General features: G+C 65.7%; 20 protein-coding genes and 1 tRNA gene. 13 read left to right on the top strand and 8 right to left on the bottom strand.

Annotated features, from left to right (window positions below; genetic code table 11):
* Positions 1 to 253 (bottom strand): hypothetical protein (locus A9K71_RS31830; RefSeq protein ID WP_156752775.1); only part of this gene is annotated, 253 nt, incomplete at its 3' end.
* Positions 254 to 336: 83 nt separating this feature from the next.
* Here A9K71_RS31830 and A9K71_RS28505 point away from each other — a divergent pair.
* Positions 337 to 1,938 (top strand): cisplatin damage response ATP-dependent DNA ligase, encoded by a 1,602-nt coding sequence (locus A9K71_RS28505; RefSeq protein ID WP_067003703.1) that lies wholly within the window; start codon positions 337 to 339, stop codon positions 1,936 to 1,938.
* Positions 1,939 to 2,176: 238 nt separating this feature from the next.
* Here the strand turns inward: A9K71_RS28505 and A9K71_RS28500 are convergent, their stop codons facing one another.
* Positions 2,177 to 3,379, bottom strand: coding sequence for a hypothetical protein (locus A9K71_RS28500; protein ID WP_067003701.1), 1,203 nt, complete (start codon positions 3,377 to 3,379; stop codon positions 2,177 to 2,179).
* 347 nt (positions 3,380 to 3,726) lie between these two features.
* Between A9K71_RS28500 and A9K71_RS28495 the strand changes: the two genes are divergently transcribed.
* The 10 genes from A9K71_RS28495 (at position 3,727) to A9K71_RS28450 (ending at position 11,656) form a co-directional block, all read left to right on the top strand.
* Positions 3,727 to 3,802, top strand: a tRNA-Thr gene (locus tag A9K71_RS28495).
* Between the two features lie 389 nt (positions 3,803 to 4,191).
* The gene (locus A9K71_RS28490) at positions 4,192 to 6,024 is read left to right on the top strand and encodes an adenylate/guanylate cyclase domain-containing protein (protein ID WP_245299814.1); all 1,833 of its coding nucleotides are present in this window, start codon (positions 4,192 to 4,194) and stop codon (positions 6,022 to 6,024) included.
* A 128-nt stretch (positions 6,025 to 6,152) separates the two neighbouring features.
* The gene (locus A9K71_RS28485) at positions 6,153 to 6,341 is read left to right on the top strand and encodes a DUF2158 domain-containing protein (protein ID WP_067003764.1); all 189 of its coding nucleotides are present in this window, start codon (positions 6,153 to 6,155) and stop codon (positions 6,339 to 6,341) included.
* Between the two features lie 156 nt (positions 6,342 to 6,497).
* Positions 6,498 to 6,923, top strand: a complete 426-nt coding sequence (locus A9K71_RS28480; RefSeq protein WP_067003699.1) for an acid-shock protein — start codon at positions 6,498 to 6,500, stop codon at positions 6,921 to 6,923.
* A gap of 45 nt (positions 6,924 to 6,968) precedes the next feature.
* Positions 6,969 to 7,502, top strand: a complete 534-nt coding sequence (locus A9K71_RS28475) for an RNA polymerase sigma factor (protein WP_067003697.1) — start codon at positions 6,969 to 6,971, stop codon at positions 7,500 to 7,502.
* Between the two features lie 59 nt (positions 7,503 to 7,561).
* A complete protein-coding gene (locus A9K71_RS28470; protein WP_067003695.1) occupies positions 7,562 to 8,011 on the top strand; it encodes a hypothetical protein in 450 nt (149 codons plus the stop codon).
* On the top strand, positions 8,008 to 8,454 hold the full coding sequence (locus A9K71_RS28465; protein ID WP_067003693.1) for a periplasmic heavy metal sensor: 447 nt from the start codon (positions 8,008 to 8,010) through the stop codon (positions 8,452 to 8,454). The genes A9K71_RS28470 and A9K71_RS28465 overlap by 4 nt, the downstream gene beginning before the upstream one ends.
* Before the next feature lie 109 nt (positions 8,455 to 8,563).
* Positions 8,564 to 8,848 (top strand): hypothetical protein, encoded by a 285-nt coding sequence (locus A9K71_RS28460; protein WP_067003691.1) that lies wholly within the window; start codon positions 8,564 to 8,566, stop codon positions 8,846 to 8,848.
* Between the two features lie 101 nt (positions 8,849 to 8,949).
* A complete protein-coding gene (locus tag A9K71_RS28455) occupies positions 8,950 to 10,401 on the top strand; it encodes a DUF1800 family protein (protein WP_067003689.1) in 1,452 nt (483 codons plus the stop codon).
* Positions 10,402 to 10,417: 16 nt separating this feature from the next.
* Complete coding sequence (locus A9K71_RS28450; protein WP_067003686.1) at positions 10,418 to 11,656, top strand: DUF1501 domain-containing protein; 1,239 nt, start codon at positions 10,418 to 10,420, stop codon at positions 11,654 to 11,656.
* 343 nt (positions 11,657 to 11,999) lie between these two features.
* Here the strand turns inward: A9K71_RS28450 and A9K71_RS28445 are convergent, their stop codons facing one another.
* From A9K71_RS28445 to A9K71_RS28420, 6 genes are all read right to left on the bottom strand, one after another.
* Positions 12,000 to 12,263: a hypothetical protein gene (locus A9K71_RS28445; protein WP_067003684.1), complete on the bottom strand. Its 264-nt coding sequence runs from the start codon at positions 12,261 to 12,263 to the stop codon at positions 12,000 to 12,002.
* 86 nt (positions 12,264 to 12,349) lie between these two features.
* Positions 12,350 to 13,933: an indolepyruvate oxidoreductase subunit beta family protein gene (locus tag A9K71_RS28440; protein WP_067003683.1), complete on the bottom strand. Its 1,584-nt coding sequence runs from the start codon at positions 13,931 to 13,933 to the stop codon at positions 12,350 to 12,352.
* Positions 13,926 to 16,079 (bottom strand): indolepyruvate ferredoxin oxidoreductase subunit alpha, encoded by a 2,154-nt coding sequence (locus A9K71_RS28435; RefSeq protein WP_067003681.1) that lies wholly within the window; start codon positions 16,077 to 16,079, stop codon positions 13,926 to 13,928. The genes A9K71_RS28440 and A9K71_RS28435 overlap by 8 nt, the downstream gene beginning before the upstream one ends.
* Positions 16,080 to 16,129: 50 nt before the next feature.
* Positions 16,130 to 16,612 carry a MarR family transcriptional regulator gene (locus A9K71_RS28430; protein ID WP_067003678.1) on the bottom strand — a complete coding sequence of 161 codons (483 nt, stop codon included), beginning with the start codon at positions 16,610 to 16,612 and terminating at the stop codon, positions 16,130 to 16,132.
* Entirely contained in the window at positions 16,612 to 18,183 is a 1,572-nt protein-coding gene (locus A9K71_RS28425; protein ID WP_067003676.1) for an NAD(P)/FAD-dependent oxidoreductase, read from the bottom strand. Before A9K71_RS28425 ends, A9K71_RS28430 begins: the two co-directional genes overlap by 1 nt.
* A gap of 306 nt (positions 18,184 to 18,489) precedes the next feature.
* Positions 18,490 to 19,281: a cyclase family protein gene (locus A9K71_RS28420; RefSeq protein WP_067003674.1), complete on the bottom strand. Its 792-nt coding sequence runs from the start codon at positions 19,279 to 19,281 to the stop codon at positions 18,490 to 18,492.
* 118 nt (positions 19,282 to 19,399) lie between these two features.
* On the opposite strand from A9K71_RS28420, the gene A9K71_RS28415 reads away from it, so the two are divergent.
* Together A9K71_RS28415 and A9K71_RS28410 are read left to right on the top strand one after the other, a co-directional pair.
* Positions 19,400 to 20,974, top strand: coding sequence for an NAD(P)/FAD-dependent oxidoreductase (locus A9K71_RS28415; protein WP_067003671.1), 1,575 nt, complete (start codon positions 19,400 to 19,402; stop codon positions 20,972 to 20,974).
* A 108-nt stretch (positions 20,975 to 21,082) separates the two neighbouring features.
* On the top strand, positions 21,083 to 22,609 hold the full coding sequence (locus tag A9K71_RS28410) for an ABC transporter substrate-binding protein (RefSeq protein WP_067003669.1): 1,527 nt from the start codon (positions 21,083 to 21,085) through the stop codon (positions 22,607 to 22,609).
* Positions 22,610 to 22,683 lie beyond the last annotated feature (74 nt).

The following is a 22,683-nucleotide window of genomic DNA, read 5'->3' as shown; positions in this document are numbered from 1 at the left end:
GAAACAGAAGTTCAGCAAGATCATGCCGCGCGTTGATGTCGCGCGGATCGCGAACTGCTTGCAGGATCGACAAAACAAGCCGCACTCGGGCCTCCTCTGCTACGAGAAAGCCTCTCAAGAATCCTTCTTTTGCGGCTTGGCAATAGCCAATCAACTTATCTGCGATTCCCCTGCCCTCAAAGGGGGAGATTGGCAGTTTCAGCGCCGACGCATCTCCCGCGACGCGAGAGATTGGCGAAAGCCGGCGCGGCATCTGATCTCCCCCCTTGAGGGGGAGATGGCCGGCAGGACAGAGGGGGGTGCCTCGCGCCGGCTTTCGTCATTGGCGTGTCGCGCATGAACCGCTTCGCCGAGCTCCTCGACCGGCTGGTGCTGACGCCTTCGCGCAACGGCAAGCTGACGCTGCTCACCGACTATTTCCGCAGCGTCGAGGATCCCGACCGCGGGCTGGCGCTGGCGGCGATCACCGGCGATCTGTCGATCGCGGCGGTGAAGCCGGCGATGCTGCGCGCGCTGGTGGTCGAGCGGATGGACCCCGTGCTGTTCGGCTATTCCTACGATTATGTCGGCGATCTCGCCGAGACGGTGTCGCTGGTCTGGCCGCAGCCGGCCGGCCACATACCGAACCACGCGCCGACGCTCGCCGAAGTGGTCGGCAAGCTCCAGGCGGCGAGCCGCTCCGACGGGCCGCAGGTGCTCGCCAGGCTTCTCGACAGCGCCAGCATCTCTGCGCGCTTCGCCATCATCAAGCTGGTTACCGGCGGGTTGCGCATCGGTGTGTCGGCGCGGCTTGCCAAGCAGGCGTTGGCCGATCTCGGCCAAGTCGATGTCGTCGAGATCGAGGAGCTCTGGCACGGGCTGACGCCACCCTACACGGCGCTCTTTGCGTGGCTGGAAGGCCGGGCGGAAAAACCGAGGAGCGCCGCGCTCGCATTGTTCCGGCCGGTGATGCTGTCCAATGCGGTCGACGACGGCGACTTGGAGAAGCTCGATCCGGCCGATTATGCGGCGGAGTGGAAGTGGGACGGCATCCGCGTCCAGGCGGTGTGCGAGGGCGGCATCCGCCGGCTCTATTCGCGCACCGGCGACGATGTTTCCGGCGCTTTCCCGGACCTCGCCGCGACGATGGATTTTGAGGCGGCGCTCGACGGCGAATTGCTGGTCGGCGACCCGCGCGAGGCGACCGGAACCTTCTCCGACCTGCAGCAGCGGCTGAACCGCAAGAGCGTCTCGCCAAAAATCCAGCAGCAATATCCGGCCTTCATGCGCTGCTACGACGCGCTGCAAATCAACGGCGAGGATTTGCGCAGCCTCCCCTTCGCCGAGCGCCGCACCCGGCTCGGAGCCTTCGTCCAGACGCTCGATCCCAGCCGCTTCGACCTTTCGCCGCTTGTCGAATTTTCGGATTGGGAGACGCTGGAGCGGCTGCGCCAGGCGCCGCCGCATCCGATCATCGAAGGGGTGATGCTGAAGCGCTGGGATTCGCCCTATCTTGCCGGCCGGCCGAAAGGCCCTTGGTTCAAGTGGAAGCGCGATCCGCACACGATCGACGCGGTGCTGATGTATGCGCAGCGCGGCCACGGCAAGCGATCGAGCTTCTATTCCGACTACACTTTCGGGGTCTGGTCAGGCCCGGAGGGATCGGAAGAGCTGGTGCCGGTCGGCAAGGCCTATTTCGGCTTCACCGACGAGGAGCTGCGGCAAATCGACAAATATGTGCGCGACCATACGATCGAGCGGTTCGGGCCGGTGCGCTCGGTGCGCGCCGATCGCAAGAATGGGCTGGTGCTGGAAGTGGCCTTCGAAGGGCTCAACCGCTCGACGCGCCATAAATCTGGCGTCGCGATGCGCTTTCCGCGCATCTCACGGCTGCGCTGGGACAAGCCGGCCGCCGAGGCCGACCGGATCGAGACGCTGCAGGCGCTGCTGGACGGTTAGGAAGTCAACGCCGGCGCTTCACCCCACCCGGCGCTTCGCGCCGACCTCCCCATCAAGGGGAGGTAGAAGGTCGCACCCGTCCAGATAGCCACTCGCTGCCGATGCGCAACGACACAGGAAGCAGTCATCCGATCCCGCTAAGGACGGCAAGCGCCGCGCCCTACCTCCCCTTGATGGGGAGGTCGCGCCGTAGGCGCGGGTGGGGTGCAGCGCCTGCGTCGAGGGTAGAGGAGCGAGGTCACTCCGCGATCGATACGCGGATCTCGTAGATGTCGACGGACTTGCCCTGCTTGTCGAAGTCGGAGTTGACGGCGATGGTGCCGGCCGCACCCGGGTGCTTGTTCGGGAACTGCACGTCGAACAGGTATTCGTTGCGCTCATGGCCGACGGCATAGCGCTTGCGGCCGCAATCGCCGAGCTCGCCGAAATTGCAGTCGACCGAGATCTGCGTCTCCTTGCCTTCTTCCGAGCGGGCGATGATGTCAAACATGGCATGCTTGCCGGCGAGCTTTTCCAGCACGCCCTGGCCGACATCGAAGACGATGGCCGATCCGGATGCGCCCGAGCGGACGCGCAGGAACTGGCCGGTGTCGTCCTTCATCACATCGGCGGCGGCGTCGGACGGTGTGCTGACATGGGTCGGATCGCTGGGCGAGAAGACGTTGATCCAGTTCTTCGACTGATCCGCCTCGCCGGGCTTCTGCGGCGAACCGGTGTCGGCTGGCTGCGAGGAGTCTTCGTCTTCCAGCGTCGGGGTCGGCTCGGGCGGACCGGTGTTGAGTTCAGCCGCCGTCTTGAAGACGCCGGTCTGCTTGGCGAAATAGAGGCCGATGCCGGCAGCCGCCAGCAGCGTCGCCGCGACAAAGATGGCGGTGAGCGGCAGGCGCCGGCCACGGATACGCCGTTCATCGCGATCCGGCGCCACTTCGGCGCCGTTGCCGATGGACGCTCCAGGAGAGTCATCAAGCGTCGGCGCGTTCGGAAGCGCCTCGTCCGGCATGATGTCGGGCACGCGGGGCAGCACGCGCGAGCGCGGCGCATCCGATGTGTCGGGCTGCACCGGACCGTCGACGGTGATCGACGGCGACGGTGCCGCCTGGTCGGGGCCCCGCGGTGCATCCACCGGCGGCGCGGGAGACTGGCTCGGCGTGTCGACCGCCGGCCCCGGCGCGGCGTTGCCGACGAACGGACCGCTGTCCAGCGGAAGCGTCACGTCAGGAACGGCCTGGACAGCCGGCAGGAATTCGGATTCGATCTCGGTGATCTTGGCCTGCACCGCCTTGCGGCGGTTGATGGCGGCTTCCACCGTCACGTTCGGGTTGGCCTGCAGCACGCGATCGAGCGCGGCAAAGGCCGAGCGATAGACCTTCTCGCGAAACGCCCGGTCCTCGGGATTGCCTTTCTCGAAGGCGTTGCGGATCGCTTTCTCGATGGCGTCCAAGCGAGCTCCCTCTGCGCGTTCGCTCACAGTTATCGATCGTTAGCCGCAGGCGACCAGTCAATCAACGGGCGGGCGGCTGCCTTGCCGACGCATCCAATGCCCATTTCGGCGTTTTTTGTTGAAGAATCAACATTTTTTGTCGCCGCCGCCGGATCGGCCTGCAACGGAATCGGACGCCTGCCGGCGCCGGCCCGCAAGCCGTGCTGGCGCGGCGCTTAAGGCTGTCGCGCAGCGGCAAGCGACGGAATTGCCGCGCATGAGCGCAGGATTTCGCCGCCAGCCATCTTGAATTAGCTGGCGGTTGAGTCTATCAACCGGCGCATCTTGGAAGCCCAGCGGCTTCCCGGGCCGCTTTAGCTCAGTTGGTAGAGCACATCATTCGTAATGATGGGGTCGCGTGTTCGAGTCACGCAAGCGGCACCAGTTTCCTAAAAGCGTGTAATTCCAATACCATACCTGTCGGGTGGATTTGGGTTCGCCCATAAACCCACCCAAGATCGCCCTAAGCCGAAACGCTGCGGCGTCGTACGGCAGCATTTCGCCGCTTGCCGACCTCAGCACCTCCAAGCGTGAGTGTTCGGTGTGATGCCGATACAAAAGCGCCGCCACGGTGGCGTCAACCGGTTACACAAGCCAGGCAACATCCCCGGCCTTCTGGAAGTGGCGTCAGCGTCCCCAGAGGCTGCGTGGGCGGGTCGTTGGTTGACTGTAGCGCGACTGAACGCTCCACGTTTCGCAAGCTGGATAGCGGAATCTCGTGAGGGCAAGGTCAGGTTGCTCTCCGTTCCAGCGACGGGCGGAGATTGGGAAAGATGGATAGCGTGCAGGTGAGGCGCATGGAAGCCGGCAGGACATGGACGGGGGACGGCGCGCGTGCAGGCGCCTGGCTGAGCCGTGCCATGAGCACGCAGCGCCACCTCGCAGCGATCCTGGCTTGCGACGTGGTTGGCTATTCGCGCCTGACGGAGCGCGACGAACGCGGCACGCTCGAGCGGCTGAAGGCCTACCGCAAGGACCTCCTCGAACCGCTGGTTTCCGAGAACCAGGGGCGCATCGTCAAGCTCACCGGCGACGGCATGCTCTGCGAATTCGCGAGCGTCGTCAATGCGGTGACATCGGCGGTGGCGATCCAGCAGGCTGTGGCGGAACACGAGGCGGAAACGCCGGAGGAAGAGCGGATTCGCTTGCGCATCGGCGTCAATCTCGGCGACGTGGTCTGCGAGGAGGACGGCGACCTCTACGGCGACGGGGTCAACATCGCCGCCCGCCTCGAAAGCGCCGCCGATCCCGGGACCGTGGTCGTCTCGGGCACCGCCTACGACCACCTCCAGGGCAAGCTCGACTGCGGCTTCACGCCGCTCGGCAACCTGCGCCTCAAAAACATCGAGCGGCCCGTGCGCGCCTACCGCGTCGAGACCGACGCCAGCGCCTCGGTGGCTGCACCGCCTCCCCTGCCCGAGAAGCCCTCGATCGCGGTTCTGCCTTTCACCAACATGAGCGGCGACCCTGACCAGGAATACTTCGCCGACGGGCTGGTCGAGGACATCATCACGGGATTGAGCCGGGTGAACTCCTTCTTCGTGATCGCCCGCAACTCGTCCTTCACCTACAAGGGCCGGGCGGTCGACCTGCGCCAGGTCGGGCGCGAGCTGGGCGTCCGCTACGTGCTCGAAGGCAGCATCCGCAGAGCCGGATCTCGCGTGCGCATCAGCGGGCAGTTGGTAGACGCGATCAGCGGTCACCATGTCTGGACCGGCCGCTTCGAAGGCGACGTGAGCGACATCTTCGACCTGCAGGACAAGGTGACCGAGAGCGTCGTCGGTGCTGTCGAGCCGAGCATCCGGCTGGAGGAGATCAAGCAGGCGCGCATGAAGCCGACCGACTACATCAGCGCCTACGACCTCTATCTTCGCGCACTGCCGCGCTTCTACAGCATGACGCGCGAAGGCTTTGCCGATGTACGCCGACTCACCAACGAGGCGCTCAGCATCGACCCGGGCTTCACCTTGGCGAAGGCACTCGGCGCATATATCCGCAGCTTATCCGTGAGCCAGTGCTGGCACGAGCCCGACGATGTGCGAGTCGCCGCGCGTATGGCGCGCGAGGTGCTGGCGGAAGCGCGCGACGACCCCACGAGCCTGCGCTTCGCGGCGCAGGTGATCGCCTACAGCGCGAAGGAATACGAGATGGCGCTGGGCACGATCGAACGGTCCCTGCTGCTCAACCCCAATTCGGCGCAGGGCCATACCGGCAGCGGCTGGGTGAACGCGCATTGCAGCCGCCCGCTCGTGGCGATCGAGCACTTTCACAGGGCGATGCGGCTGAGTCCGGTCGACCCCGAGAAAGGTATCGCGCTCTCCGGCATCGGGATGAGCTATCTGATGCTCGAGCGCTACGAGGAAGCGCTGGCATGGGGAGAACGCGCGCTGCACGAGATGCCGAACTACGGCTCCTCGCACCGCGTGGTGATCATGGCGCTGGTCAAGCTCAACCGGCTGGACGAGGCGCAGGCCGCGGCGCGCCGCCTGATGGAGGCGTTCCCGACCTTCACGCTCACCCTGCAGAGACAGATCAACCCGTGGCTGGACAAGGTGTTCGCCGAGCGCTACGTCGAGGCGCTGGGCATCGCCGGCGTGCCGGAGTGATCGTCGCGGCTGCAACGATGCTCTCTCCTGCGCGCCGCGTGCGGCCAGGCGGCTTTTGCCGCGCATCTCGGGCATTGTCGAGAATCGCTGTTGGTGGGAAACTCCCGGTCTCTAGCAAGGAGGCCAAAATGCCCAACACTTTCAAGACCGGTGACGTCGTCAGGCTAAAATCCGGAGGCCCGGAGATGACGGTGAGTGATGGCGCTGCCTCAGGCACGTATCTGTGCCACTGGTTCAATCGTGACGGCGACGTGTGGACCCCGCAACATGCCGGCTTCAAGCCGGATCAGCTGATGGTGGTCGACGAACGGAAATAGTTTCGCTTAGCCTCGTTCCCGATCGGCTCCGGGCCCGGCTTTTTGCCGGACTCTTGCTGATTGTCTCGTCAGAAACGACCGACGGATTTTCCCCGTTGCCGCGTTTAACGGCTGAAGCGTGGCCGCCAATGGCCATGCGCAACCGGAGACGAGAGCATGATCCGCCGTTCGATATTTGTCGTTGCCCTTGGCCTGCAGGCCGCCGCCGCGGCCGCCCAGACAGCGACGCCTGCCACCGCGCCGGCGCAACCAGCGCCAAGCATGTCCGCCTCCGCCAGGCCCGGCATCACGCTGGAAAAGTTTGAGGCGCGCCGGGAAAAGGCTTTCATGCGGGCCGACACCGACGGCGACGGCAAGGTCAGCCTCGCCGAGTGGACGGCGTTCCAGACCCAGCGCAAGGCCAAGGGCGATCCTGCCAAATCCTTCGCGCGCATGGACGCCAACAAGGACGGCTTCGTCGACAAATCCGAGCTCGACGCCTTCTTGGCCAAGCGCTTCGCCAGGCTCGACAAGAACGGCGACGGCGTGGTGAGCTCCGAGGAACGGCCGGGCCACAAAACCGCTCCCAATCAGGAGCAATGACCGAGAGGTCATGCAGCACGATGATCATTGGGAGCGCCCCGCTTGATGGGCGCCGATCCGGACGAGGAACTGGTACGGCGCATCGGTGCCGGCGATCAAGCCGCCGTGCAGGCGATGGTGGCGCGCAAGCTGCCGCGCCTGCTTTCGCTCGCCACCCGCATGCTCGGCGATGCCGCCGAGGCCGAGGACGTCGCCCAGGAGACCTTCGTGCGCATCTGGCGTCATGCCTCGGGCTGGCGCCAGGGTCACGCGCGTTTCGACACCTGGATCCACCGGGTGGCGCTCAACCTCTGCTACGACCGGCTGCGGCGGCGCCGCGAATGGGTGACGGACGAACTGCCGGAGGCGGCGGATGAGGTACCGCTTCCCGACGCCGGAGACGAAGGCCGGCGCGTCCAGCAGGCGCTGCTGCGCATCGCGCCGCGCCAGCGCGAGGCGATCGTGCTCGTCTATTATCAGGAGATGTCCAACATCGAGGCCGCCGGCGCCATGCAGGTCAGCGTCGATGCGCTGGAAAGCCTGCTCGCGCGGGGCCGGCGCTCGTTGCAGGCCATGCTCATCGGAGATGGCGATGACTGAGCAGCTGGCGGCGGTTGGGACTTGGGTGGCCACGTCAAACCCGTGGAAGGGGAAACCAGATGGCTGACGAAAGAAAGGCCGCTGACGGGGCGATGAGTGCCCAACGCTTCGCCGCACTTGCGGAGGCCTATGGCAGCGCCCTGCATCGCTGGCCTCGGGCCGAGCAGGCTGCCGCCACGCTGCTTGCGGAGAGTGAAGAGGGTCGCGCCATCTTGGCGACCGCCGGCAGGCTCGATGTCATCCTCGACCGCCATCACGTCGAAGCCCCAAGCCGGACGCTGCATGGCGAGATTGTCGCAAGGGCCACCACGCAGCTCAGCCAGGGGCGCCGCCGCCGGTTTTGGTGGCTGGGCTTTGGGCTTGCCGGCGTCGGCCTTGCCGGCGCCGTGGTCGGGCTGGCGCTGGTCACCGTCGTCACGCCAGATGCCACGTCCGACCATTATGTGATGGATGCCAACGCAACGTCGTTCGGCGATGCCGGTCCCGACGCCGACACGGAGGACCTATGAGCGCTCGTCTTTTCGCGGCATCGCTGGTGCTGAACGTCTTCCTGATCGGTGCCGTCGCCGGCGGTGCAGGCTGGCTGATCGGCCGTTCCGGAGGCGGCTATTCGCTGGAATCGGCCGGCGGTCAGCTTCCCGCCAGCGACCGCAAGGTATTCCGCCAGGCGTTGCGCGAGGTTCGGCGCGAGTCGCGCGCAGTCATCCTCGACGGACAGCAGGCGCGGCGTGAGGCGGCCAACCTCTTGCAGCAGCCGACGCTCGACGCCAACGCTCTGGCCGCGGCCCTGGAGCGGGCGCGCAATGCCGACGCCACCATCCGCAGCCGGCTGGAACAGCGCATCGTCGAATTCGCCGCGTCGAGCCCGCTAGATGACCGTAAGCTGCTGGCCGACGCCCTGCTGCGCCATGTCGGCAGGCAGCGGCCCATCCCGGCAAAAAATACGCCATAAGAGCGACGGAAAGCGCCGGCCGTCTCCGTTCAAAGAAAAAGAGGGACACGCCTGCCGCCACGCGAACGCGACGTGGCCGGTTCAACCTCGAGAAACTTCGGAGTATCCCATGAATGGTCTGACGAAATATTCTGTTGCGGCTGCGCTTGCCATCGGCGGGACTGCCGCGGCAAGTGCAGCCTCGGCAATGCCGCTTGCGGCGCCTGCGGCGCCTGCGATTGTCGAGCATGTGGCCTGGGGCTGCGGCCCCGGCTGGCACCCCAACCGGTGGGGTCGCTGCGTGCCCAACCGCCGCGTGATCTATCCGGGCTATTACTACTGGGGTGGCCCAAGCGTCTATATCGGCCCGGCCTGGCGTCCGTGGCACGGCGATCGTTACTGGCGCCGCTGGTAAGCCCCTGCCGGCCTCATCATGCCGACTCCGGCGTCATAAGGCCTTTCGACCGTGGATATTGCCGCCGACGCGACCTGCGTCGGTCCGCGACGGAGGCTCTGTTGGCTCTATCCGTTCCAAATGCCGTTCCGCCCGATCCAGCCTTGGTCGCGCTCAACCGCTTCGGGCTTGGCGCGAAACCTGGTGACGATCTCGGCAAGATTGCGGCCGATGCGCGCGGTTATCTGAAGGCCGAGCTCGAGCTGTTGGATGTCGCGCTTGTCTCGGCCGACGATTCAAAAAATGCCGGCTTGTTGGACAGCACCGCCGCGATCCAGGCCAGCATGGCCGCCGCCGCGGAGCGCAAGGCAGCGCGGGAGAAGCCAGCGCCCGCCATGCAGCCTGCGGCAGACACTTCGGACGGCTCAGCCGAGGCAAAACGCAAGTCAGGCGTGCCGCCGGTCGGGGCCGACATCTATCGGGATGAAGCGCAAGCCCGTTTCGACAAGGCGCTCGGTGCCGCACCCGGCTTTGTCGAAAGACTGGTCGGTTTCTGGTCGAACCATTTCTGCGTCTCGACCGCCAAGGGCCAGCTCGTGCGGGCCTGCGCCGGCGCTTTCGAGCGCGAGGCTGTCCGCCCCTTCGTGCTCGGCCGCTTCGCCGACATGCTGCTGGCCGTCGAGCATCACCCGGCGATGCTGTTCTACCTCGACAACCGACAATCGACCGGACCGGATTCGCGCGCCGGAAAAAGGCGCGGCCGCGGCCTCAACGAGAACCTCGCCCGCGAGATCCTGGAATTGCACACACTGGGCGTCGACGGCGGCTATAGCCAGGCGGATGTCACGAGTTTCGCGGGAGCGCTCACCGGCTGGACGATGGCCGGACGGAAGGGCCGCCTCGGAGAGCCCGGCACATTTGTGTTCGACCCCGATGCGCATCAGCCTGGCGAGGCGGTGCTGCTCGGCAAGACCTACCCGGCCGGCGGCATGGGCCAGGCCAAGGCCGCGCTCAACGACATCGCCCGCCAGCCGGCGACCGCGCGCCACATCGCTACCAAGCTCGCCCGCCATTTCATTGCCGACGATCCGCCGGCGGCTGTAGTCGACCGCCTTGCCGAGATCTTCACCAAGACGGACGGCGACCTGCGCGCGCTCGCCCTTGCACTGGTCGATCTGCCTGAAGCCTGGTCGCTGCCGCTGACAAAATTGCGCTCGCCGTTGGACTATGCCGTAGCGGTCCGGCGGGCGATCGGCTCCACCACCGGGAAAGAGCCGCAACGAACGCTGCGCTGGCTAAGGGCGCTGGGCGAGCCGCTCTGGCAACCGCCCGGGCCGAACGGCTTTTCCGACCGGACGGATAGCTGGGCGTCCGCCGAAGGCCTCAAGACGCGCCTCGACATCGCCTGGCAAGCGGCTCGTCAGGCGAGCGACATCGGCGATCCCGATGACATGCTTTCCACCGTGATCGGCGCCTCCGCCTCGGCCGAGACGCGCCAAGCGATCGCGCGCGCCGAGTCCAAACAGCAAGGCCTGGCGCTGCTGCTGATGGCGCCGGAATTTCAACGCCGGTGAACAATGGAGAAGCGGCATGAGTCTTCTTTGTGAAACGCCGAATCCATCTCGGCGCGCCTTGCTGATGACAGGCGGCGCGCTGTTTGCCTGGGCCTATCTGCCACGCTTCGCCCGCGCCGCCGACCATCGCGATCCGCGCCTGATCGTCATCATATTGCGCGGCGCGCTGGATGGGCTGTCGACGATCGGCCCGCTCGGTGACCCCGACTATGCCGGCCTGCATGGCGACATCGCGCTGTCGCTCTCGGGCGTCAATGCGGCGCTGCCGCTCGACAGCTTCTTCGCGATCAATCCCGCGATGCCGGTGTTCGCGCGGTTGTTCAAGGCAGGTCAGGCGGCCGCGGTGCACGCGGCCGCGACCGGCTACCGCGAGCGCTCGCATTTCGATGGCCAGGATGTGCTGGAGAGCGGCCTGCCGGGCCCTGGCAACGCCGCAACCGGTTGGCTGAACCGGGCGCTTGCCAGCCTGCCGGCAGGTGAAAGGGTGGCCAAGCTCGGCGGGCTGGCGGTCGGGCCATCGACGCCGCTGGTGATCCGCGGCGCAGCACCCGTGCTCGGCTGGGCGCCGCAGGCGCTGCCGACGCCCAGCGATGCGCTGGCGGAGCGTGTGCTCGACCTCTACAACCATCGCGACCCGGTGCTGGCAGCGGCGCTGCAGAAGGGCCTCGACGCCGACCGCATGGCGATGAGCGACCAGCTCGATGGCAGCACGATGAAACCCCGCGGCGGCCTCGCCAACGCCGCCGGCATGCGCCAGTCCGCGCAAGGCGCGGCGAAACTGATGGCGGCCGACGACGGGCCGCGCATTGCGGCGCTGGCCTTCGACGGCTGGGACACGCATGTCAACGAGGGCGGTGCCACCGGGCGGCTCGCCAACCTGCTCGGCGGCCTCGATGGCGCCTTCGAGGAATTCGAGAAAGGGCTCGGCGAGCGCTGGAAGGACACGGCGATCGTCGCCATCACCGAATTCGGCCGCACCGCCCGCGTCAACGGCACCGTCGGCACGGACCACGGCACCGGCACGGTGGTGCTGCTCGCCGGCGGCGCGATCAAAGGTGGCCGCGTCATCGCCGACTGGCCGGGGCTGAAGCCGGCTCAGCTCTACCAAGGCCGCGACCTCGCGCCGACCAGCGATGTGCGCGCGGTGCTGAAGGGGTTGCTTGCCGAGCAGTTCGGGCTCTCCGCCGCGGTGCTCGGCGACAAGGTGTTTCCCGAGTCGGGAGGGGTGAAGCCGATGCGGGATTTGATTGTGTGAGAGCTTCGACTTTGTCCATCAACCGCGAGGCAGGAACGCGGCGGCACAAGGTGAGATCGGTCGAGATCCTTCGCGCCCCCCTCTGTCCTGCCGGACATATCCCCCACTTGGGGGGAGATTGGCAGCTTCGGCGCCGCGACCACTCTGCGCTGTCGAACAGAGTACGACACTGACGATTGGCGAAGGCCGGCGCGATGTCTGATCTCCCCCCTTGCGGCGAAGATGTCCGGCAAGACAGAGGGGGCGCTGTCCAGACGCCGTCTCTGAGGGCTGTCTGAATCCTCGCTCGAGGAACTTAGCAAGCCGCCCGCGCCGTTTCCGGCACGGGCGCCCCTCAAACCGATCACCAGCTCCAATAGCCGGGATGCCAGCGGTGGTGATACCGGAAGCCCGGATGCCAGTGGCGCACGGGCCGGATGAACCGGCGACCGTTCGGCACGCATCTGCCCCAGTGGTTCACGTGCCAGCCCGGACCGCAGCGCCAGCCGACCGTCTCGACCGGCAGCGGCGCAGCGCTGGGCTTTGCCATCGGCATGGCCTGCGCGCCGGCGGAGAGCATCAAAGTGCCGGCGGCCAATGCGAACGGCAGCAAATATTTGGTGAGCATAAAGTTCGTCTCCGTGATTCATCCCTACCGCCGTGAAACGGACGACAGGGTCGAAATCCGTCGGAGGAGGATTGATCACATCCTCGTTATCGGGCGGCGTCGTTGAGCGTCGCCACGGTCTTCAGCGCGCCATCGAGCATGTCGCCCTTTTCGTCCTTCAGCGCCGCTTCGCGCAGGCGGCGGATCCAGTCGGCGGCGTCTTCGCGGCCCTCGAGCATGGCAAGCGCTGAGAGCACGCGGTCGAATTTCGACTGGGCACGGGCGTGGGTGTCGCTGTAGCCCTTGATCAAGCGGCGGCAATTCAGGATCTCCAGCCCAAGCGCATAGTTTTCGCGCGCACGGGCAAGCGCCAAGCCGTACCAGCGCTCCAGATGCTCGACCTCGACCTTGTGGCGCAGCAGGCGGCGGCGCCAGCGGCGCAGGCCGCCGATGAACCAGAGCATGGCGAAGCCGGTGAAACTGTCGGTGCGGATATGGCGGCCGCGATTGATGCGGCGGTCAAGGAAGGCGGCGAGCTTCGGGCGGTTCTCGATGTAACTGCCGATTGCTACCGGCAACGTGCCGCAAAATTCCTCGATGCGCGGATGGAAATATTCGGTGACCTGCAGGACCAAGCCTTCCCTGACACCGACTTCCTTGCGCACGCGCCTGTCGCGGGTCGAACGCGTCTTGAGGTCGGCGACGCGGATCATGTCGTCATAGCACATGGCGTTGGCCAGATGTTTCGCGGCCGCGACCGACAGCGCATGGCCACGCTCCGCTCTGTCCAGCGCGATCGCCTTGTCCAGCCGGTCGAGATATTCGCCGCCATAGGCGATGTCCTGGTAATCGACGACCTTCTTCAGGCCGCGCTCAGCCATGTCGCGCACCGGTTTCGGTAGTGCCGCGATACGGGTGGCGAGTTCCTGCCAGCCCTTCAGCAGGGTTTCGGGACCACTGACCTTGGCCGTTGATGAGGTGTCGGGAGCGGCAGGCTTCCCGCTTGCGTTATCCCCGGCTGTCGCGACCGCGATGCCGCGCGCCCGGTCATAGGCGGCGCCGAAGGCGGCAAGACTGGCCCTCACGCCACGGCCACCGGCGCCGATCGCCTGCTCGTAGTTTTCGCGCGCGAAGCTCAGCGAGTCTGAACCGGCCAGTGCGCCGAGCAGGCTGGCCGAGATCATCGTGCCATGCTCGGCGGCGATCTTTTCCATATCGAAGGCGATGAAGCGCTTGGCGGCCACCTCGGCCGTCGCATGCACCTTTTCCGACGAGGCGCGGCCGTCGCCCGGCTCGATCTTTTCCGAGACGGCGGCGATGCGGTGCGAGGAAGCGATCAGCGTCGTGCGCTCGGGCGTGACGAAACCGCGAATGATGGCGCGGCCAGCCTCCATCAGCTCGGCGGCGATCAAGATGTCGACGTCGCCCTGCGATGGCGACAGCGCGAAGACCGGCAGCCGGCCGGTGTCGCGCGCCATCTCGATGTAATAGATCGTCGCCCCGGTGCGCTGGGCGACGCCCGCCACCGACGTCGATTGCGCAATGTAGCCGCTGCGCTCGGCTACGTCGGTGATCCAATCGGCGAGCACGCCGCCGCCCTGGCCGCCGACGGCAAGCACGGCGAGTTTTATCACCCGCTCGTCATCAGAGGCGCCCGGCTTCGGGCGCAGCGGTGAAGCCTGCTCAAGCATCGGCGAACATCAAACGGCGGCTCTCGCGGCGGCGCTGCAAACGGCCGATCACGGCGCGGCGCGCGCTTTCCAGGAAGCGGTCCCAGCGGCTCGGATTGTGCACGACATCGGCGCGGTAGAAGGAGGGGCAGAGCACGGCCGCATCCGCCACCTCGCCGCAATTGCCGCAGCCGACACAGTTCTGGTCGATCGAAGCGACCGGATCGTCGCGCAGCGGATCGTCGAGCGACTTCACCGAGAGCGACGGGCAGCCGGAGAGCCGCATGCAGGCGTGGTCGCCGGTGCAGACGTCCTCGTCGACGCCGAATTTCGGCTTGACGACCCGCTCGCCGCCCTTGACCGCCTTGTCGACCAGCGGCCTCTCGCGGCGCTGGCGGTTCAGCATGCATTCGGACGAGGCGACGATGACCTTCGGCCCCTTCTCCTCGGTGGTTAGCGCCTCGCGCAGCGTGTCGCGCATCTGGCCGACGTCATAGGTGCGGTCGATGTGGCGCAGCCATTTGACGCCCATGCCTTTCACCGCTTCGGTGATCGGATGTTTTGTGGACTTGGTGCGGTTCGAGGCGCGCGAGGACAGGATGTCCTGGCCGCCGGTGGCGGCCGAGTAAAAATTGTCGACGATGACGATGACACCGTCATTCTTGTTGAAGACGGCGTTGCCGATCGAGGAGGTAAGACCGTTGTGCCAGAAGCCGCCGTCGCCGACGAAGGAGATCGACCGGCGTTTCGCTTCCGGCGAATTGAAGGCGGAAGCCGAGGCCGGCCCGAGGCCGTAGCCCATGGTGGTGGCACCGAGCTCGAAGGGCGGCATGATCGAGAACAGGTGGCAGCCGATGTCGGAAGCGATGTGGTGCTTGCCAAGCTCCTGCTCGACCAGCTTGGTGGCTGCGAAGATCGGCCGCTCCGGACAGCCGACGCAGAAGCCCGGCGGGCGGCCGGGAACGACATTGATGAGATCGGCCGTGTCGACGCCCTCGCCCAACTTGTTCGGCGCGCGAACCTCGCCGGGCAGCAGATGCGCAGCGTAGGCGCGCAGGAAGGAGCCAATGCCGTCCAGCATCACCTGCCCGGTATATTCGCCGGCCATCGGCAGATGCTCCTTGCCGACCAGCTTGGTGCCGCGCCCTGCCTTGTGCAGCATCGCGGCAAAGGCCTGCTCGATATAGTTGGGCTGGCCTTCTTCGACGACCAGCACCGCCTGTTTGCCCTCGCAGAAGGAAAGGAACTCGTCATCGACGAGCGGATAGACGGCGTTCAGCACATAAAGCGGCACGTCGGTGTCGCCATAGGTGTCGGCAAGGCCGAGCCGCTGCAGCGCGCGGACGACCGAATTGTACATGCCGCCCTGCATGACGATGCCGATCGAGCCATTGTCCGGCCCAAAGACCTCGTTGATCTTGCGGCTCTTGATGAAATCGACCGCCGCCGGCCAGCGCTTCGTCACCTTCTCCTTCTCGTGCAGGAAGGAGGCAGGCGGCAGCACGATGCGGCCGGTGTCGCGGCGCGGGGCCGACAGCGCATCGGCAACCGACATAGGCGGCCGCTTGTTGTCCTTGGCGATGAAGTGGCCATGGACGTGGCAGCAGCGGATGCGCACCTGCAGCATGACCGGCGTGTTGGAGGCCTCCGACAGCTCGAAGCCATCCTCGACCGCCTTGACGATCGAGGGCAGGTTCGGGCGCGGATCGAGCAGCCAGACCTGGCTCTTCATGGCGAAGGCATGGCTGCGCTCCTGCATGATGGAGGAGCCCTCGCCATAGTCCTCGCCGACGATGATCAGCGCGCCGCCGGTGACGCCGCCCGAGGCGAGGTTCGCCAAAGCGTCCGAGGCGACATTGGTACCCACCGTCGACTTGAAGGTGGCGGCACCGCGGATCGGGTAGTGCACGGATGCGGCAAGCATAGCGGTGGCGGTTGCTTCCGAGGCGCTCGCCTCGAAGTGCACGCCGAGCTCGCCCAGAATGTCCTGCGCGTCGGCGAGCACATCCATCAGATGGCTGATCGGCGCACCCTGATAGCCGCCGACATAGCCGACGCCGCATTGCAGCAGCGCCTTGGTGATGGCGAGGATGCCCTCGCCCGCGAATTCCTGGCCGGCGCCAAGCCTCAGCTTTTCAACTTCCTTGGCAAAAGACCGTTCGGCCATCTCTGCCTCCTTCCGTTACCGCCGTTTGGACGGCGGCGCGTACGTCAAACTCAAATGTCGTGCTTGCGGATGTTCTTCAGCATCTTCTGCAGAATCGCGATCAGCGCGACATATTCGGCATCGTCAACGCCGTCGAACATCGCTTCGAAGGCATCATGCATGGCCGGCCAGGCGCGGGTGAAAAGCGCCCGGCCGTCATCGGTCAGGAACACATGGCGGAAGCGGCTGTCGGCGACGCCCTGCTCGCGCCGCACGAGGCCCTGGCCTTCCAGCGCGTCGAGCGTGCGACTCAAGGTCGATTGCTCGATCACCGTATAGACCGAGAGGTCGTTGACGGTGATGCCGTCGGTGACCGAGAGCACGGCCAGCGTGCGCACCTGCGGAATGGTCAGGCCCTGCTTGCGAAAGTCTTCTCGCAGGGTGGCGTTGTAGCGGCCCATGATGCGGTTCATCAAATAGGGCGCGAATTGCTGCAGGCCGATCTGGCCGAGGGTCGAGATGCGCTCGCGCTTTTCCGGAAGCTTCTGTTCCATCAGAGCCTCTCCGCCAGCAGAAAGCCGGAGCCGCCGCCGAGCCCCGCGCCCGGATGCGTCGAGGCGCCGATATGGTAGAGGCCCTTAATGCCTGTCTCGTGATTGCGGCTGGCCTTGAACGGCCGCCACAGGAAGGACTGGTCGATGGTGGACGAGCCGCCATAGGGATCGCCGCCGACCAGATTGATGTTCATCGCTTCCAGATCGGCAGGCGAATAGGCGCGGCGCGCGATGATGCTGTCGCGAAAACCATCGATGTGATGAGCGAGGATCGCCTCGACGCGGTCGGCGTAGGCGTCGCGCAGCGCCTCGCTCCAGCGGCCATCGGCTGGGGCCTCGAGCTTGCCGGCGGCATCGCCCTTGATGTGGCGCGGCGCTTCCGGAAGCTGCAGCCACAGGATTGCCTTGCCCTGCGGACAGCGCGACGGATCGAGCGCGTGGGGCTGGCCGACGCAGATCGTCGGCACTTCCGGCAACAGGCCGCGCACCGCTTCGTTGCAGGCTTTCGACACACCATCGAGTCCCGGCGTCAGATGCAGCAGCGCCACCTTGTCGAGGCCCTCGCCGCGCCAGGCCGGCGGCTTGTTCAGCGCGTAGTGGATCTGGAAGTTGCCCTTGCCGTAGCGGTAGTCACGCATGGCTTTCGCGGCGTTTTCCGGCGCATCGTTGCCGAGCAGGCGGCCATAGAGCTGCGTCGGCGTGACCGAGCAGATGACGCTCTTCCCTGCCGTCAGCGTCTCGCCGGAGGCGAGCCGGAGGCCGGTGGCACGGCCGCCGGTCTGGACGATCGAGGCGACGTCGGCGTTGACGCGGATTTCGCCGCCGCGCTCCTTGATCAGCGCTTCGAAGGCGGCGAGCAGGTTCTTCGCCCCGCCCTTGACGATCGGTGCGCCGGCCGCCTCCAGCGCGAAGGCGATGACCTTGGCGATCTGGCCGGAGAAGGCGTCTTCCGGCCCAAGCCCGGCATGCAGCACCCAGGGCGCCCAGAGCGCGCGGACGGTATCGGACTTGTACGCGGTCTCCAGCCAGCCCCGCGCCGGCACCAGCGCCTCGCCCAGGACGGCGGCAAGCTGGCGCGGACCGCGCCGCCACGCCTCGCCGGCCATGAGCTTCGTTGTCGGATAGGACCAGAGCGCGCCGCCGAGCAGACCGAACAGCAGTCCGGCATTGCGTTCGATGTCGCCGACATCGCCGCCATGGCCATCACCGTCGCCGGAGGCAATTGCGTTCAGCGCCGCGATGTTGGCGGCGCGGTCGGTGGTGAGCACGGCATGGCTGCCATCGGGCCGAAGCACGCCGGTGGGTGTGGTCGTGTGACATAATTCCAGGCCGTGCCGCGCAAGATCCTTGCCGAGCGCGGCATAGGCCGGCGAGGTGATGAAGAGGACGAAGGTCGTCGCCATCACGTCATGGACGAAGCCGGGCGCCGTGATCTCGTCGGTGCGCATGCAGCCGCCGATGCGGTCGTTGCGTTCGAGCACGAGCACCTTGGCGCCCTTGGCGCCAAGCATCGCCGCGCAGACCAGGGCGTTGATGCCGCTGCCGACGATGATGTGATCGGCAGCGGTCATTGAGGGGAGCTCCCTGCTTTCGGGAGATCGGTTTCAATTGCGCGGGTCAGGGTTCCTTCACGCCCCCCTCTGCCCTGCCGGACATCTCCCCCACGAGGGGGGAGATCGGACGTCACCCTTGCTTTCGCCAATCTCCGACGTCGCAGAACAGTGTGGAGCGCCGAAACTGCCAATCTCCCCCCTTGTCGGGGAGATGTCCGGCAGGACAGAGGGGGGCGCCGTAGAGCGCCAGCGTCGCTCCGATCCCACCTCTCCACTACACTGTTGCCCGCGAGCATGATCTTCTCCCGAAGACCGCCACCTCGCCTATTGGCCCGGCACCAGCGCCAGGGCGCGGATCGGGCTGCCGGTGCCGTGCTCGATCTTGAGCGGGGCGGCGATCAGGATCGCGCCTTTCGGCGGCAGTTGGTCGAGGTTGCAGAGGCTGGCCAGCCCATAGCGGTTGGCTTTGTGCATCAGCGTGTGCGCCGGGAAAGGCGGCTCCATGCCGCCGGCCTTGCCGGCATCGGTGCCGATCGTCTCCGAGCCCCAGCCCTTGATGTCCTTGCTGATCAGGAACTGAATGGCTTCCGCCGTTGGTCCGGGCGTATGCGGGCCGGTCTCGTTGGCATTGAGGAACTCGGCTTCCGAACCGTTGCGCTTGTACCAGTCGGTGCGCATCACCACCCATTCGCCGGCATTGATGGCGCCGTGCTTGGCCTCCCAAGCCTTGATATGCTCGACGGTGAGAAGGAAATCGTGATCGGCGGCGGCTTCCACTGAGCAGTCGATGACATTGACCGGACCGACGAAATTCTGCGCCGGAATGGTGTCGGTGGCGCCGTCCGGATAGTCCTTGCCGGTGATCCAGTGCTGCGGCGCGTCGAAATGCGTGCCCGAATGCTCGCCGAGCTTCAGCCAGTTCCAGGCCCACCACGGACCGTTCTTGTCATACTTTGAAATGGGGTGGATCTCGACCTTCGGGGTGTCGACGGCAAGCTCCGGCGGCAGCTTGATCAGCGGCGTGTTGGGCCCGAGCGGCGCCGACAGGTCGACCACCTTGATGGCGCCCGAAAGCAGCTGGCCGGCGACCTCGCCGAGGAGTTTCTGCGTGTCCATTGTCTTCGTTCCCTCTTGTTCGTGCTCATCAAGGCTCGTTGCGGCCCTTAATATCCTACTAGACGAAAACATATGCATCTGCAATTATCTTTAAGCATAAAGCATTTTGGGGCAGGGCGTGAGCGAGTTCGACGCCATCTTTGTCGGTGCGGGCCACAACAGTCTGGCCTGCGCCGCGCATCTGTCGCTCAAAGGCTGGAAAACCGCGGTTTTCGAGCGCAACGCAACTATCGGCGGCGCGGTCCGGACCGCGGAATACACGCTTCCCGGTTTCAGGCACGACTTCGGCGCGATGAACCTGAGCCTGTTCGCTGGCTCTCCCTTCCATCGGAAATATGCAAATGAATTGAAAAGCCATGGGCTGGAATTCGCGCCCGTCGCCGATTGTTTCGCCAGCGCTTTCCCGGATGGAAGATGGTTTGGCGTCAGCAACGATCTCGAGAAGACGACATCGCGGCTCGCCACCTTCTCCGCGGCCGATGCCGCTACATGGCGCCGGCTGGTCGAGGCCTTTCCAGGCGAGGCGGAGCATCTGTTCCCGCTGCTCGGATCGCCGATGAACCCGCGCGCGCTCGCCGGCACGGCCTGGTATCTTTGGCGCAAGAAAGGCATTGGCGGCGCGCTCGATACCGGCCACTTGTTGCTGTCTTCCCCCCGCGCGTGGCTCGAGGACAATTTCGAGACGCCGCATGTGCAAACCACGCTCGCCGCCTGGGGCATGCATCTCGACTTCGCGCCCGACATCGCCGGCGGCGCCGTGTTCCCTTATCTGGAATCAATGGCCAACCAGAGTTTTGGCATGGTGCTCGGCAAGGGCGGCGCCGACACCATCATCCGCGCGCTTGTCGGCATGGTCAAAGCGGCCGGCGGCAAGATCATGGCCGGCGCGGAGGTGGCGGAGATCACCGTCGCCGGCGGCCGCGCGACCGGCGTGCGGCTCGCCTCCGGCGATTTCCATGTCGCCAGCAAGGCCGTCATTGCCGGCGTCGCGCCCAAGGCGCTGACTGGCAAGCTGTTGCCGAACGGATCCGGCGATGCCGGCTTTGACGCGGCGATGAAAAAGTTCCGCCATGCGCCGGGCACGATGATGATTCATCTGGCACTGGACGATCTGCCGGACTGGAGCGCTGGCGCCGAGCTTCGCCACTTCGCCTATGTGCATCTGGCGCCGTCGCTCGATGCCATGTCGCGCACCTATCAGCAGGCGATTGCCGGCGTGCTGCCCGATCAGCCGGTGCTCGTCGTCGGACAGCCGACCGCCGTCGATCCCTCGCGGGCGCCAGAAGGCAAGCACGTGCTCTGGGTCCAGGTGCGCATGCTGCCGGCGGAAATCCTTGGCGATGCCGCCGGCAAGATCGCGCCCGGTTCCTGGGACGCGGTCAAGGACGCCTATGCCGAGCGCGTGCTCGACATCATCGAGAGCTACGCGCCTGGTTTGCGCCAGAAGATCCTCGGGCGCGCGATCTTCTCGCCGCTCGACCTCGAGCGCGAGAATCCGAACCTCGTCGGCGGCGACCAGATTTGCGGCAGCCACCATTTGGCGCAGAATTTTCTCTTCCGTCCGGCGCGCGGCTTCGCGCGCTGGAACACGCCGGTGTCAAACCTCTACCTCACCGGCGCCGCGACATGGCCCGGCGCCGGCACCGGTGCCGGATCCGGCTTCATGTTGGCGCAGCAACTGGGAGGGCACTAGCAGCAGAATTCCAGGATGGACAAGGCGCGGTTGCCCACCAGACCTTCCGAATGAACAACGCCGCGCGAACAATGAGTCAAAAACCGACAACCAACAAGGGGAACGACCATGACCATCAACAGACGCGATTTGCTTGGATTTGGCGCGGCAGCGCTTGGCGCGGCGACACTCGGACTGCCGAAGGCAGCCAAGGCGGCGGACGAGCTCACCATTGCCTACAACGTCAACCTGCCATCCTGGGACCCGACGACCGGGCCTTCGGCGGTGAACCCGACCATCCAAGGCCTCTACCAGTCCGTGTTCGACCAGTTCATCCCGCAGAAGCCGGACCTCTCCTTCACACCCGGCCTGCTCACCGAATGGGGTTGGAACGACGATCGCAGCAAGGTGACGATGACGGTCCGCGACGGCGTGAAATGGCATGACGGCTCGCCCTTCACCGCCGAGGACGTTGTCTGGTCGCTGCAGCGGGCGGGCGACGAGAAGGCCGGCAACCCGATCCAGTTCGTCTGGAAGAACGTCAACAACTTCAAGATCGACGGAAACAAGATCACCGGCGACGTCGTGCAGTTCGATCCGGTCTATTTCAAATGGATGTCGTTCCTGACCGGCTACATCATGCCGAAGGCCTATTACGAGAAGGTGGGCGCGGAAGGCTTCGAGAAGGCGCCGATCGGCACCGGGCCCTATATGGTCGACAAATTCGAGCGCAACGCCTTCCTGCGGCTGAAGGCCAATCTGAATTACTGGGGTGCCAAGCCAGCCTTCGAGAATGTGACGATCAAGTTCGTCACCGACGCGGCAAGCCGCGTCGCCGAGGTCGAGTCCGGCTCCTCGCAGGTGACGCTCGAAATCCCCTATGAAGAATATGACCGGCTGATCGCCAAGGACGGACTCGCCGGCTCGATCAAGAATGTCTCCGACATCGGCATGATCTTCTTCAACGACATCGAGGCGATGCTCGACAAGAACGTCCGCCAGGCGGCTGTGATGGCAGTGGACAAGGAGCTCTTGGTCAAGCGGCTGCTGCGCGGCTACGGCCAGCCGATCGCCACGCTGGAGACGCCGGAATACACGGCCTTCGACGCGTCGATCAAAGTCGAGCACAATCCGGAAAAGGCCAAGGAACTGCTCGCCGCTTCAGGCTATTCGCCCAAGAAGCCGGTCAAGTTCACCATCCAAACGACCAAGGGCTTCAAGCCCAAGGATTATGAGATGATCCAGGCGATCGTCGGCATGTGGCGCAAGGTCGGCATCGAGGCCAGTATCGAAGTCTACGAGATCGCCAAGCATTACGAGCTGCGAGCCGCCGACAAGCTGGCGCCGGCCGCCTTCTACAACTGGGGCAATGCGATCGGCGATCCGACCACCTCGACCGGCTTTGCCATGTATGGACCTAGCCCGCATTCGGTGTGGGACAGCCAGGACCTGATCGACATGATCAATCCGCTGTGGGGCGAGAAGGACGAGGCCAAGCGCATCGCCGGCTGGAAGGCCGTCGACAAATACATCGCCGAGCAGGCCTATGTGCTGCCGCTGATGCAGTATGCTCAGCCGATCGTGCACTCGAAGAAGGTCAATGTCGTGCAGCATGTATCGGGCGCGCTGCTGCCGGCGCTGATGACCCCGGCCTGATGACATCTGGGAAGCTGCGCTGGCGCAGCGCACCTTCTCCAACGACGCGCAGGCCCCCTCATTCGGCCGGTGAG

The organism is Mesorhizobium sp. WSM3873 (genome assembly GCF_001672445.1).
GTDB lineage: Bacteria > Pseudomonadota > Alphaproteobacteria > Rhizobiales > Rhizobiaceae > Mesorhizobium.
Note: the sequence above shows the minus strand (reverse complement) of the source record. Positions and strands in the feature narration are given on the sequence as shown.

Excerpts from the sequence above, each read along its gene's own strand:
- A9K71_RS28435 (WP_067003681.1), bottom strand. The coding sequence starts at position 16,079 with ATGGCCGAACGGTCTTTTGCCAAGGAAGTTGAAAAGCTGAGGCTTGGC.
- A9K71_RS28475 (WP_067003697.1), top strand. The coding sequence starts at position 6,969 with ATGGGCGCCGATCCGGACGAGGAACTGGTACGGCGCATCGGTGCCGGC.
- A9K71_RS28485 (WP_067003764.1), top strand. The coding sequence starts at position 6,153 with ATGCCCAACACTTTCAAGACCGGTGACGTCGTCAGGCTAAAATCCGGA.
- A9K71_RS28465 (WP_067003693.1), top strand. The coding sequence starts at position 8,008 with ATGAGCGCTCGTCTTTTCGCGGCATCGCTGGTGCTGAACGTCTTCCTG.
- A9K71_RS28430 (WP_067003678.1), bottom strand. The coding sequence starts at position 16,612 with ATGGAACAGAAGCTTCCGGAAAAGCGCGAGCGCATCTCGACCCTCGGC.
- A9K71_RS28440 (WP_067003683.1), bottom strand. The coding sequence starts at position 13,933 with ATGCTTGAGCAGGCTTCACCGCTGCGCCCGAAGCCGGGCGCCTCTGAT.
- A9K71_RS28420 (WP_067003674.1), bottom strand. The coding sequence starts at position 19,281 with ATGGACACGCAGAAACTCCTCGGCGAGGTCGCCGGCCAGCTGCTTTCG.
- A9K71_RS28505 (WP_067003703.1), top strand. The coding sequence starts at position 337 with ATGAACCGCTTCGCCGAGCTCCTCGACCGGCTGGTGCTGACGCCTTCG.
- A9K71_RS28460 (WP_067003691.1), top strand. The coding sequence starts at position 8,564 with ATGAATGGTCTGACGAAATATTCTGTTGCGGCTGCGCTTGCCATCGGC.
- A9K71_RS28470 (WP_067003695.1), top strand. The coding sequence starts at position 7,562 with ATGGCTGACGAAAGAAAGGCCGCTGACGGGGCGATGAGTGCCCAACGC.
- A9K71_RS28490 (WP_245299814.1), top strand. The coding sequence starts at position 4,192 with ATGGATAGCGTGCAGGTGAGGCGCATGGAAGCCGGCAGGACATGGACG.
- A9K71_RS28480 (WP_067003699.1), top strand. The coding sequence starts at position 6,498 with ATGATCCGCCGTTCGATATTTGTCGTTGCCCTTGGCCTGCAGGCCGCC.
- A9K71_RS28425 (WP_067003676.1), bottom strand. The coding sequence starts at position 18,183 with ATGACCGCTGCCGATCACATCATCGTCGGCAGCGGCATCAACGCCCTG.
- A9K71_RS28410 (WP_067003669.1), top strand. The coding sequence starts at position 21,083 with ATGACCATCAACAGACGCGATTTGCTTGGATTTGGCGCGGCAGCGCTT.
- A9K71_RS28445 (WP_067003684.1), bottom strand. The coding sequence starts at position 12,263 with ATGCTCACCAAATATTTGCTGCCGTTCGCATTGGCCGCCGGCACTTTG.
- A9K71_RS28450 (WP_067003686.1), top strand. The coding sequence starts at position 10,418 with ATGAGTCTTCTTTGTGAAACGCCGAATCCATCTCGGCGCGCCTTGCTG.